The following is an 11217-nucleotide window of genomic DNA, read 5'->3' as shown; positions in this document are numbered from 1 at the left end:
TGCCGGAAGGGGCTCCGGCACCCAACCCCGGGGACCGATGGGTGTCCTTCACCCGGGCAGGGCTTGACCCATCGGTGGTCCAGGAGGCAGCACCCGGTTCGCGTCGCCGACGGTCACCACCGAGCCGGTGACGAGCAGGAGGGCGTCCGGGGCCCGACCGGGTTGCGGCGCCGCGAGCGCGCGAGCCTTCTCGATCGCAGTCGCCACGTTGAACGCGACATGGATGCGCTGCGCGCCGAAGACCTGCCGGGCGGTGGCCGCAAGCTTCGCCGGCGCGATGCTGCGCGGGCTGGAGTTCCGGGTGCACACGACCACATCGACGACGGGTTCGAGCTCGCGCAGCACACCCTCGACGTCCTTGTCCGCCATCGCCGCGACGACGGCGAACGTCCGGCACGGCGCGAGCTCGGTGAGCGACTCGACCAGGGCGCGCGCTCCGTGCGGATTGTGCGCGGCGTCCAGGATCACCAACGGCTCACCCGGCCGGACGTCGAAGCGACCCGGCGAGGCCACTTGGCCGAGACCGGCGCGCACCGCGGCAAGGTCCAACTGCCGCCCCGCAGCGGCCTCTGCCGCCGCGATCGCGCAGGCCGCGTTGTCCGCCTGGTGGCGACCGTGCAGCGCCAGGAAAACGTTGCTGTACGTCCCGTGCAGTCCTTGCACCGAGATGACCTGGCCACCCTCAACGGCCGTCCGCCGGAGCAGCGAGAAGTCGTTGCCCTGGACAACGAGGCTGGCGCCGACGGAACGCGCCCGGGCCTGCAGCACCGCGGCGACGTCCGCACTCTGGCGGGCGCTGACGGCCACCGACCCGGGCTTGATGATGCCCGCCTTCTCCTGAGCGATCGTGGCGGTCGTCGGGCCGAGGTAATCGGTGTGGTCGAGGTCCACCGGGAGCACCACGGCGACATCGGCGTCGATGACGTTGGTCGCATCCCATCGCCCACCCATGCCCACCTCGACCACGGCGACGTCGACCGCGGCATCGGCGAACGCGCGGTACGCCATGGCGACCGTCATCTCGAAGAACGACAGCGGATGCCGCATGGTGGCGTCGACGAGTTCCGCCTGCTTGCCGACCGCACTGTAGGCGGACCGGAACGCCCGCACATCGATGACTTCCTCGGCGATGCCGATGCGCTCCCGGACACTCGTCAGGTGCGGGCTGGTGAGCCGGCCGGTCCGTTCGCCCGACGCGGCCAGCAATGCCTCGACCATCCGGGCCGTGCTGGTCTTGCCGTTCGTCCCGGTGATGTGGATGCTGCGGTACCTCCGTTGCGGATCGCCCAGCAGGCGCATCACGTTGACGATCCGGTCGAGGGACGGCTCGAGCTTCGTCTCCGGCCACCGGGTCAGCAGCCGCTCCTCGATCGCCCGGATCGACAGGTTGTCGGTCATGAGATCCCCCATCCCGGGACACCAGCGGCGCGTGCGCCGCTCCGGTCAGCGCGACCGCGCAAGCGGGCCAGCTGAGCCACCCGCCAGGCTTCGGTCTCGGCAACCTGGTTGAACGTGAACAGGTGCAGGCCGGCAACCTGCAGGTCCGCACGCCCGAGCGTCGCGGCCGCCCGGTCGAGGAAACGGATCGGGTCGTAGCCACCGGGTACGGCGACGCGGGCGAAGACCCCGCCGTGCTTCGCGAGGAACCGGGCCGACTCGCCGACTCCGATCTTCGTCGCGATCCGCACGAGCTTCGCGCGCTCGACCGGACCGGGCAGCCCGACGAGAATCGGCAACCGCACGTCGCGAGCGCGAACCCGCCGTACCCAGGAGGCCAGCGTGTCCGGGTCGAAGGTCAGGTTGCTGACGACCTGCGTGGCGTACTGCCGCTTGTCCCACATGGCCTGGATCGTCAGGTCGTCGTGAATGCCCGGATGCGACTCCGGATACCCGGTGATGCCGACCTCGGTGAACGGATGTGCCGCGGCCGCCAGATCACGCAGCAGCGGCAACGCACTGTCGTAGGCCCCGGTCGCCGGTTCCGCGTCACCGGCCGGGACGAACACCTTCGTGACTCCCGCGGACCGCAGCCTGGCGGTGATCTCCGCGAGCTCACCGGGTCCGGCGATCATCCGTGCCGCGAGGTGCGGTACGACGTCGTACCCGCGGCCCGCCAGCCGCTCGGCCACGTCGAGCGTGGCATCGAGGCCCTTCGACGGTGACGCGGTCACTGTGACCGTGGCTCCCCCGGGCAGGCCGGCAGCCACGGCGTCCACGACACCTGCGGTCGGGAGAACCTCGTAGCGCACCCGGTTCAGCAGTCCCTCGAGTACGTCGGCACGCGCACGCCGGCGCATCATCGGCCCCCGAACCCGGCTGCACTGATGCGGGACGCGACCCGCACAGCCGCGGCTGCGGGCGCAACAGTGTGCACCCGCACGCCCCAGGCTCCGCCCGCCGCCGCGAGCGCCGCGACGGCACTCGATGCGTCGTCGCGATCCAGCGGGTTGTCCGGGGCGAGTCCGCCGTAGTCGACACAGTCGGCCAGGAATCGCTTGCGGGAGGCACCGATCAGGAGCGGAAAGCCGAGATCGCGGAGGGCCGGCAGGCCGGCCAGCAGGGACCAGTTGTGCTCGGCGTTCTTGGCGAAGCCGAGTCCTGGATCGAGCACTATGCGGTCGGCCCCGACTCCCGCCGCGAGGGCTGCGTCGACCCGCTTCGACAGCTCCAGGCACACCTCTTCGACGACGGCGTGGTAGCCGGCGAAAGCATCCATCACCTCGGAGTGAGCGCGCCAGTGCATCAGGACACAGCGAGTCTGTGCAGCGGCGATCAGCGGCAACATCGCAGGATCCGCAAGCCCGCCCGAGACGTCGTTGACCATGACCGCGCCGGCCGCGAGCGCCTGCTCGGCGACGCTCGCGCGCATCGTGTCCACCGACACCCTGACGCCGGCGGCACTCAGCGCGTGGATCACGGGAATCACCCGGCGCGACTCCTCGGCCTCGTCGACGCGTACGGCGCCGGGCCGGGTCGACTCACCTCCGACGTCGACGATGTCCGCGCCCTGCCGGACGAGCTCGATGCCCCGGGCAACTGCCGCGGCGGCCGCGGCGAACCGTCCGCCGTCGGAGAACGAGTCCGGCGTGACGTTAAGGACGCCGAGCACCTGGCACCGCCGAAGACTCGTCCCGGTCGGCCGTGCCGCCGGCTCGACCAGCCGGAGCGCGCTCATCGAAGCACCTCCGCGACCGGCCGGAGCCCGCTGTCGGCGACTGCCTCGAACCGGTTCCGCTCGGCGATCTCGACGATGTTCGTCAGCAGCATCGCGCGGGTCATCGGCCCGACCCCGCCGGTCGCCGGGCTGATCTTGCCGGCCACCGCGCCGACCTCAGGATGGACGTCGCCGAGGATGCCCTCGATCGTCCGGGTAACGCCGACCGACAGGACGGTCGCGCCCGGGCTGATCCAGCTCGGCTTGACCAGGTGGGCGACGCCGGCGGCGGCTACCACCACGTCCGATGCGCGGGTGTGTGCCGCGATGTCGACCGTCGCCTCGTGGCACAGCGTCACCGTGGCGTGCTCGGTCGGTCGCGTCAGCATGAGTCCGAGCGGTCTGCCCACGGTCAGGCCGCAGCCGATCACGCAGAACCGCTGGCCGGTGATCTCCACGTCGTGCCGGCGGAGCAGCTCGATGATGCCCCGGGGAGTGCACGGCAGCGGGCCGGGAATGCCGAGCACCAGCTTGCCGAGATTGGTGGGATGCAACCCGTCCGCATCCTTGCCGGGATCGATCAGCTGGAGGATCCGATGCGTGTCGACATGCGGCGGCAACGGGAGCTGGACGATGAAGCCGGTACACGCCGGGTCGTCGTTGAGGCGCCGTACGGCGGTCTCGATCTCGTCCTGAGGCGCCGACGCGGGCAGTTCCACCCGGATCGACTCGATCCCGGCGTCGGCGCAGTCCCGGTGCTTGCCGGCGACGTACGAACGGCTCGCCGGGTCGTCACCCACCAGGATGGTGCCGAGCCCCGGGCGGATCCCCTGTGCGTGCAGGGCGGCGACGCGGACGGCGAGCTGTGCTTTCAGGTCGCCGGCGACCTTGCGTCCGTCAATCCTCTTCGCGATGGCCACCGGCCCGCCTTTCCGAGACTCGTGGGACAGCACGTCAGACCGGAACCGCGGTGTTGAGCTGCCGCCGCCACCGGCCGAACTGGCGGGTCTGGTTCATGCCCAGGACACCGACCGGAACCTCGCCGCGGCGGTAGACGGCCAGGACGTCATGACCCGCCGGAGTTCCGGCCTCGATCGTCACCGAGTCGGCCTCCGCGGCGTGGCCGGCGAACTGGATCCGTACGTCGTACTGGTCGGACCAGAAGTACGGGACGCCGACCGGACGGTGCTCGCTCCACTCGTCTCCGCCGAGCAGAGCCGCAACGGCGACGGCCGGTCGTTCCATGGCTCCGGTCCAGTGCTCGACGCGGTGAGGGCGACCGAGCCGCAGGTCCTGCCACGACGCGCAGTCGCCGACTGCCACGACGCCGGGGATGCTGGTGCGGCCCTGGTGGTCGCACTCGACCCCGTTGCCGATGGCAACGCCAGAGCCGGTGAGCCATTCGACGTTCGGCACCGCCCCGATGCCGACCACGACCACGTCGGCCGGCAGCACCGTCCCGTCCGCCAGTTCGACACCTTCGACCCGCTGCCGGCCGGTCAGTCCGCGGACGCCGACACCGCACCGGAGCGCGACGCCGTGCGCCTCGTGCAACCCGCTCACCACAGCACCGACCTCGGCGCCGAGAGGTCCGGCCAGCGGCGAGGGCATGACCTCGACCACAGTCACGTCGAGTCCGAGGGCCTTCGCCGTCGCGGCGACCTCGCCGCCGATGAAGCCGGCGCCGATCACCACGAGCCGTGCTCCCGGGAGCAACTCCGACCGAAGCGCGACGGCGTCGTCGATCGTCCGCAGTACGTGGACGCCGGCCGGCTTCGCCGTACCTGGCAGGGTCCGTGGCCGGGCCCCGGTGGCGATTACCACTCCGTCGGCGGCGATCCGGGAGCCGTCGGCCAGGAGCACCTCCCGGGTGTTCGTGCACAGCGACACCGCGGGCGTGCCGAGCAACCAGCGCGCCTGCAGATCGTCGCCGGCCGACTCGAGGTTCAGCACCTCCGCGTCGATCCGGCCGGCCAGGAACTCCTTCGACAGCGGCGGCCGGTCGTAGGGCCTGCGCAGTTCGTCGCCGATCACGACGACCTCGCCGTCGAATCCCTGCGTCCGCAGCGCTTGCGCCGCGTAGAGACCCGCGAGCGAGGCGCCGACGACCGCGATCGTCCTCACGACTTCGCCCCGAACGTCACGCCCGGTGGGAGGTTGGGCTCGGCGTCGGACAGCTCCACACAGATGTGCTCGTCCTCGACGCGCACCGCGTGGGTCCGGATCGGCAGCTTGGCCGGCGGCGCGTCGACCGCCCCGGTGCGCAGGTCGAACTTCGACGCGTGCAACGGGCACTCGATCTCGCAGCCCTCCAGCCAGCCGTCGGCGAGCGAGGCGTCCTGGTGGGTGCAGGTGTCGTCGACGGCGAAGAGCTCGCCCTCCTCGGTGTGGAACACCGCGATGGGCGGCTCGGCATCGACGCGCAGCGCCTCTCCGGGCGGTAGTGCGGAGAGCGGACAGACTCGGATCATGTTCTCCACCTCGGTGCGAATAGCACAACTGGTCGCGCAATGCGCAACAGTCTGAGAAGCCGGGCCAGCCGCTGTCAAGAGCCGGGGCGAGGTCGGTCACAATTCACCGGTGGCGTCCTGGGGTTAACACTTCTTAACGGGTAGGGTTGCGCTATGAGCAACGGGGAGCAGAATGCGACCGGACGAGCCAGCCGCAGCGGCGACAGCCAGGGCGGCGTGCAGTCCGTCGACCGGGCCATCACAGTGCTCGAGATCCTCGCGCGCGAGGGTCACGCGGGCGTGAGCGAGGTCGCCGCGGAGATCGGCGTCCACAAGTCGACGGCCTTCCGGCTGCTCGCCGCCCTCGAGGAGCGCGACCTGGTCGAGCAGAACACCGACCGGGGCAAGTACCAGCTCGCCTTCGGCATCCTCCGGCTGGCGAGCGCGATCCCGACCCGGATCGACATGGTGCGCCAGGCCCAGCCGATCATGGACGCCCTGGCCCTGCAGTTCGACGAGACGATCAACCTCGCGGTGGTCCGCGAGCACTACGCGGTGAACGTGCAGCAGTCCCGCAGTACGGCGGCCGTCGCAAGCCAGAACTGGGTCGGCCAGCTGACCCCGCTGCACGCGACGTCCAGCGGGAAGATCCTGCTGGCCTACATGCCGGACGAGCAGCGCGACACGATCCTGGACCAGGCCGGCCTGCCGAAGCTCACCGAGCACACGGTGACCTCACGCAAGGCCCTGCTCGACCAGCTGGCCGAGGTCCGCGAGACCGGCCTCGCCACCGCCTTCGAGGAGCTCGAGGTAGGCCTGAACGCCGCGGCCACGGCGATCCGCGACCACACCGGAGAGGTGGTCGGGGCGCTGAGCGCCTCCGGCCCGGCCTTCCGCTACGACAGGGCGCGGATCAAGAGCACCGAGGAAGACCTCAAGCTGGCCGGCAGCCGGATCAGCCACCGCATGGGCTGGCTGGGCTAGCCCCTCCGGCACCACCCACCTTCAGCCACGAGCGGCCCGCGTCGGCCCGCTCGCGTTTTGGCCTGCCCTGCTGGCTACCCTCTGTTTCATTTACCGCAAGGTGTTGCGGATCACACAACACAGTCTTACAGTCGAGAGCGCCCGGGCACGTGGAACCCACTGAAGGGACTCTTCGCAATGTCAACCAACCCCGAGAATCCGTCCACGTCGGATCGCCCTGATCGGTTCGTCCGCCTGCCGGTCGACAGGCTCGTCCTGGCCGTGTCGGCCACCTTCGCGCTCGCGTTCATCCTGTGGGGCATCTTCGACAACAAAGGGCTGGCCGGAGTCTCCGGCGACGCCCTGGCCTGGGTGATCAAGAGCTTCGGGTGGCTGTTCGTCCTGGCGAGCACAGGCTTCGTCGTCCTGGCCGTCGTCCTGGCCTGTAGCCGCTGGGGCCGGATCCGGCTCGGCCGCGACGACGAGCGGCCCGAGTTCAGGACGGTCAGCTGGGTCACCATGATGTTCAGCGCCGGCATGGGCATCGGGCTGATGTTCTACGGCGTCGCCGAGCCGCTGTCGCACCTGAGCACGCCGCCGATGGGCCTGGCCGAGCCCAACAGCCAGGAGAGCGCGCAGCTCGCCATCCAGTACTCGTTCTTCCACTGGGCGTTCCACCCCTGGGCGATGTACGCCGTCATCGGGCTGGCCCTCGCGTACTTCTCCTTCCGGCACGGCCGCGCGAACCTGATCAGCTCGACGTTCTTCCCGCTGCTCGGCAAGCGCTCCGAAGGCGGCGCCGGCCGGGCCATCGACAGCTTCGCGATCCTGGCCACCCTGTTCGGCTCGGCGACCTCCCTCGGCCTCGGCGCCCTGCAGATCAACTCCGGCCTGAACCAGCTGTACGACGTCCCCAAGTCGACGCCGGTCGCCATCGGCATCATCGCGCTGCTCACGCTGGCGTTCATCGTCTCGGCCGTCAGCGGGGTGCATCGCGGCGTCCAGTACCTCTCGAACATCAACATGGCGCTCGCCGTCGCGCTGCTGTTCTTCCTGTTCGTGGTGGGGCCGACCGTCTTCATCCTCAGCACGTTCACCGAGTCCACGGGCGACTACCTCTACCAGATCGTCCCGATGAGCTTCCGGGCCGGCGCGTTCGGCGGCCAGGACTGGCTCGGCGGCTGGACGATCTTCTACTGGGCCTGGTGGATGTCGTGGACGCCGTTCGTCGGCGCGTTCATCGCGCGCATCTCGCGCGGCCGCACCATCCGCGAGTTCGTCTTCGGCGTCGTGCTGGCGCCGAGCCTGGTCACCTTCGTCTGGTTCTCGGTCCTGGGTGGCATCTCGATCAACCTGCAACTCGGCGGCACCGACCTGGCCGGCGCCCTCGAACAGGGCCAGGAGACGGCGCTCTTCGAGCTCCTGCGCCAGTATCCGTGGTTCGCGCTGACCGCGCTGATCGTCGTGATCCTGGTGGCCTTCTTCTTCATCTCCGGCGCGGACGCCGCCTCGCTCGTGATGGCCACGCTGTCCTGCCGGGGCTGTCGTGAACCCCGCACGACGGTGACCATCTTCTGGGGAGTGATGACCGGTGCCGTGGCCGGGATCCTGCTGCTCGCCGGCGGACTCTCGGCGCTGCAGACACTCTGTATCCTCGCCGCCTTCCCCTTCATGTTCGTGATGATCGGCGCCGCCGTGGCTCTGGTGAAGGAGCTCCGCAACGAACCGGACCCGGCGCCGCGCCCGGGCCGCCGGAGGGTCGCGCCCACCCTCGAGGAGTACGACGACCAGGCGGTCACGCCGGCGCCGAACGGCACCGCGCCGACCACCCGGACACCAGTCGGCTAGCACCCTCGACAGCCGGCAGCAGGCCGGGAGACGGGTCCGGGAACGGGCCCGTCTCCCGGCCTGCTTGCATGCCTGGACCCGCCGCCGGCGCGGCCGAAAAACGGCTTCACACCCTCTTGACCAGGTCCGCCGCGGAAGGCAGTCTGTTGCGTATCGCTCATGCTGTTGTGTAATACGCAAAGGAGACCCTGATGGCGCCTCATCCCCCCGCCGGCCACGAGTACGTCCTCACGCTGACCTGCCCGGAGGCGCCCGGCATCGTTTTCGCGGTCAGCCGCTTCGTGATGGAGCACGGCGGCAACATCAGCGCCAGCCAGCAGTTCGACGACCGGCTGACCGACACCTTCTTCATGCGGGTCCAGTTCCGGCTGGACGGCGTCACCGTCGAGTCGCTGCGCCAGGGCTTCGCCGCGATCGCGAGCCAGTTCGCGATGGCGTGGCAGCTGCACGACATGCACACGCCGACCCGCGCGCTGCTGCTGGTCTCCCGCTTCGGCCACTGCCTGAACGACCTCGTCTTCCGCACCGGCACCGGCGCGCTCAACCTCGAGATCCCCGGCATCGTCTCCAACCACCGCGACTTCGAGGCCGTCGCCGACGCCAACGGGATCCCGTTCTTCCACGTGCCGGTTACCCCGGACACCAAGCCGGAGGCCGAGGCGCGGCTACTCGAGCTGGTGGACTCCCTCGACGTCGACCTCGTCGTCCTGGCCCGCTACATGCAGGTGCTGTCGAACGAGCTGTGCGGCAAGCTCGAGGGACGGGCGATCAACATCCACCACTCGTTCCTGCCGAGCTTCAAGGGCGCCAAGCCGTACCACCAGGCGCACACCCGCGGCGTGAAGCTGATCGGCGCCACCGCGCACTACGTGACCTCGGACCTCGACGAGGGGCCGATCATCGAGCAGGACGTCGCCCGCGTCGACCACTCCCTCGACCCCGCAGACATGACCGCCGCGGGCCGCGACGTCGAGGCCCAGGTCCTGGCGCGCGCGATCCGGTGGCACAGTGAGCACCGGGTCCTGCTGGACCGCAACCGCACCGTCGTCTTCCGCTGAACGCCATACCCCTGAGAACAAGGAGAACCATGCCCGTCACCGTCAAGGGAGTCATCGCCCGCAGCAAGGGAGCGCCGGTCGAGCTCGTCGACGTCGTCGTACCCGACCCCGGCCCCGGCGAGGCCGTGGTGAAGGTCCAGGCGTGCGGCGTCTGCCACACCGACCTGCACTACCGCGAAGGCGGGATCGGCGACGAGTTCCCGTACCTGCTCGGCCACGAGGCCGCCGGTCTGGTCGAGTCCGTCGGCGAAGGGGTGACCGAGGTCGCTCCGGGCGACTTCGTCATCCTGAACTGGCGGGCAGTGTGCGGCCAGTGCCGCGCCTGCCTGAAGGGGAAGCAGCAGTACTGCTTCAACACCCACAACGCCAAGCAGAGCATGACGCTGACCGACGGCACCCCGCTCTCGCCGGCCCTCGGCATCGGCGCCTTCCTCGAGAAGACGCTCGTCGCGGCGGGACAGTGCACCAAGGTCGACCCGAACGCGCCGGCCGCGGCTGCCGGTCTCCTCGGCTGCGGCGTCATGGCCGGTTTCGGAGCGGCGGTCAACACCGGCGGCGTCGGACGCGGCGACTCGATCGCCGTGATCGGCTGCGGCGGCGTCGGCAACGCCGCGATCGCGGGCGCGGCGCTGGCCGGCGCCTCCACCGTCATCGCGGTCGACGTCGACGACCGCAAGCTCGACTGGGCCAAGCAGTTCGGGGCGACCCACACCGTCAACTCCCGCGAGGAGGACGCCGTCGAGGCGATCCGCAAGCTGACCGGTGGCTTCGGTGCCGATGTCGTCGTCGAGGCGGTCGGACGTCCCGAGACCTACGAGCAGGCGTTCTACGCCCGCGACCTGGCCGGCACGGTCGTCCTGGTCGGCGTCCCGTCGCCGGACAGCGAGATCACCCTGCCGCTGCTCGAGGTCTTCGGGCGCGGCGGCGCGCTGAAGTCCTCCTGGTACGGCGACTGCCTGCCGTCCCGCGACTTCCCGATGCTGGTCGACCTGGCGCAGCAGGGCCGGTTCCCGCTGGCCGAGTTCATCACCGAGACGATCGCGCTCGACGAGGTCGAGGACGCCTTCGCGAAGATGCACAAGGGCGAGGTCCTGCGCTCGGTGGTCGAGCTGTGAGCGCGGCCGGCATCACCCGCGTGGTGACCGCGGGCACCTTCAGCCTCGACGGTGGCACCTGGGACGTCGAGAACAACGTCTGGGTGATCGGCGACGACAGCGAGTGCGTCGTCATCGACGCCGCCCACTCGGCCGAGCCGATCGTCGCCGCGGTCGCGGGACGGACTGTGCGCGCCGTGCTGCTGACGCACGCGCACAACGACCACGTCAACGCAGCCAAGGACCTGTGTACGGCGACCGGCGCTCGCTCGCACCTGCACCCGGCGGACCGGGTGCTCTGGGACCAGGTGCACGAGTCCGCCCCCGACGAAGAACTTGCTGATGGCAACGAGTTCGAGGTGGCCGGGATCACCCTCCGGACGGTGCACACTCCCGGGCACGCGCCGGGCGCCTGCTGCTTCTACAGCAAGGAGCTCGGTGCCGTCTTCACCGGCGACACCCTCTTCCAGGGCGGACCCGGCGCGACCGGGCGTTCGTACAGCGACTTCCCGACGATCATCGACTCGATCCGGGACAAGCTGCTCAGCCTCCCGGCCGAGACGGTCGTCCACACGGGTCATGGTGGCGACACCTCCATCGGCGCGGAGAGCCGCGACCTGGAAGCGTGGATCGCCCGCGGTCACTGAGGC

General features: G+C 70.2%; 11 protein-coding genes. 5 read left to right on the top strand and 6 right to left on the bottom strand.

Annotated elements, in window-relative coordinates; translation table 11 throughout:
- Positions 1 to 48 precede the first annotated feature (48 nt).
- From ACIBGM_RS17455 to ACIBGM_RS17430, 6 genes are read right to left on the bottom strand one after another with little or no spacing between them, the layout of a single operon-like run.
- Positions 49 to 1398, bottom strand: a complete 1350-nt coding sequence (locus tag ACIBGM_RS17455) for a bifunctional folylpolyglutamate synthase/dihydrofolate synthase (RefSeq protein WP_396386158.1) — start codon at positions 1396 to 1398, stop codon at positions 49 to 51.
- On the bottom strand, positions 1395 to 2300 hold the full coding sequence (locus ACIBGM_RS17450) for a methylenetetrahydrofolate reductase (RefSeq protein WP_396386157.1): 906 nt from the start codon (positions 2298 to 2300) through the stop codon (positions 1395 to 1397). The genes ACIBGM_RS17455 and ACIBGM_RS17450 overlap by 4 nt, the downstream gene beginning before the upstream one ends.
- Positions 2297 to 3175: a dihydropteroate synthase gene (gene folP / locus ACIBGM_RS17445; protein ID WP_396386156.1), complete on the bottom strand. Its 879-nt coding sequence runs from the start codon at positions 3173 to 3175 to the stop codon at positions 2297 to 2299. Before folP ends, ACIBGM_RS17450 begins: the two co-directional genes overlap by 4 nt.
- On the bottom strand, positions 3172 to 4074 hold the full coding sequence (locus tag ACIBGM_RS17440; protein ID WP_396386155.1) for a bifunctional methylenetetrahydrofolate dehydrogenase/methenyltetrahydrofolate cyclohydrolase: 903 nt from the start codon (positions 4072 to 4074) through the stop codon (positions 3172 to 3174). Before ACIBGM_RS17440 ends, folP begins: the two co-directional genes overlap by 4 nt.
- 34 nt (positions 4075 to 4108) lie before the next feature.
- Positions 4109 to 5278 carry an NAD(P)/FAD-dependent oxidoreductase gene (locus ACIBGM_RS17435; protein ID WP_396386154.1) on the bottom strand — a complete coding sequence of 390 codons (1170 nt, stop codon included), beginning with the start codon at positions 5276 to 5278 and terminating at the stop codon, positions 4109 to 4111.
- Positions 5275 to 5625, bottom strand: coding sequence for a bifunctional 3-phenylpropionate/cinnamic acid dioxygenase ferredoxin subunit (locus ACIBGM_RS17430; protein ID WP_360538254.1), 351 nt, complete (start codon positions 5623 to 5625; stop codon positions 5275 to 5277). The genes ACIBGM_RS17435 and ACIBGM_RS17430 overlap by 4 nt, the downstream gene beginning before the upstream one ends.
- A gap of 153 nt (positions 5626 to 5778) precedes the next feature.
- Here ACIBGM_RS17430 and ACIBGM_RS17425 point away from each other — a divergent pair, with 153 nt between their 5' ends.
- The 5 genes from ACIBGM_RS17425 (at position 5779) to ACIBGM_RS17405 (ending at position 11214) form a co-directional block, all read left to right on the top strand.
- Positions 5779 to 6588, top strand: a complete 810-nt coding sequence (locus ACIBGM_RS17425; RefSeq protein ID WP_360538252.1) for an IclR family transcriptional regulator — start codon at positions 5779 to 5781, stop codon at positions 6586 to 6588.
- Between the two features lie 177 nt (positions 6589 to 6765).
- The gene (locus ACIBGM_RS17420) at positions 6766 to 8415 is read left to right on the top strand and encodes a BCCT family transporter (protein WP_360538250.1); all 1650 of its coding nucleotides are present in this window, start codon (positions 6766 to 6768) and stop codon (positions 8413 to 8415) included.
- Positions 8416 to 8606: 191 nt separating this feature from the next.
- Positions 8607 to 9473 (top strand): formyltetrahydrofolate deformylase, encoded by an 867-nt coding sequence (purU, locus tag ACIBGM_RS17415; RefSeq protein ID WP_360538248.1) that lies wholly within the window; start codon positions 8607 to 8609, stop codon positions 9471 to 9473.
- A gap of 29 nt (positions 9474 to 9502) precedes the next feature.
- Positions 9503 to 10588 (top strand): S-(hydroxymethyl)mycothiol dehydrogenase, encoded by a 1086-nt coding sequence (locus ACIBGM_RS17410; protein ID WP_360538246.1) that lies wholly within the window; start codon positions 9503 to 9505, stop codon positions 10586 to 10588.
- The gene (locus ACIBGM_RS17405; protein WP_360538244.1) at positions 10585 to 11214 is read left to right on the top strand and encodes an MBL fold metallo-hydrolase; all 630 of its coding nucleotides are present in this window, start codon (positions 10585 to 10587) and stop codon (positions 11212 to 11214) included. Before ACIBGM_RS17410 ends, ACIBGM_RS17405 begins: the two co-directional genes overlap by 4 nt.
- Positions 11215 to 11217: the final 3 nt, after the last annotated feature.

Source organism: Kribbella sp. NPDC050470, from assembly GCF_044458365.1.
Lineage (GTDB): Bacteria > Actinomycetota > Actinomycetes > Propionibacteriales > Kribbellaceae > Kribbella.
The sequence above is the reverse complement of the archived record's forward strand: the minus strand, read 5'-3'. Positions and strand labels throughout refer to the sequence as shown.

Coding starts and splice junctions, on each gene's coding strand:
- purU (WP_360538248.1), top strand. CDS start 8,607: ATGGCGCCTCATCCCCCCGCCGGCCACGAGTACGTCCTCACGCTGACC.
- ACIBGM_RS17410 (WP_360538246.1), top strand. CDS start 9,503: ATGCCCGTCACCGTCAAGGGAGTCATCGCCCGCAGCAAGGGAGCGCCG.
- ACIBGM_RS17425 (WP_360538252.1), top strand. CDS start 5,779: ATGAGCAACGGGGAGCAGAATGCGACCGGACGAGCCAGCCGCAGCGGC.
- ACIBGM_RS17455 (WP_396386158.1), bottom strand. CDS start 1,398: ATGACCGACAACCTGTCGATCCGGGCGATCGAGGAGCGGCTGCTGACC.
- ACIBGM_RS17420 (WP_360538250.1), top strand. CDS start 6,766: ATGTCAACCAACCCCGAGAATCCGTCCACGTCGGATCGCCCTGATCGG.
- ACIBGM_RS17430 (WP_360538254.1), bottom strand. CDS start 5,625: ATGATCCGAGTCTGTCCGCTCTCCGCACTACCGCCCGGAGAGGCGCTG.
- folP (WP_396386156.1), bottom strand. CDS start 3,175: ATGAGCGCGCTCCGGCTGGTCGAGCCGGCGGCACGGCCGACCGGGACG.
- ACIBGM_RS17450 (WP_396386157.1), bottom strand. CDS start 2,300: ATGATGCGCCGGCGTGCGCGTGCCGACGTACTCGAGGGACTGCTGAAC.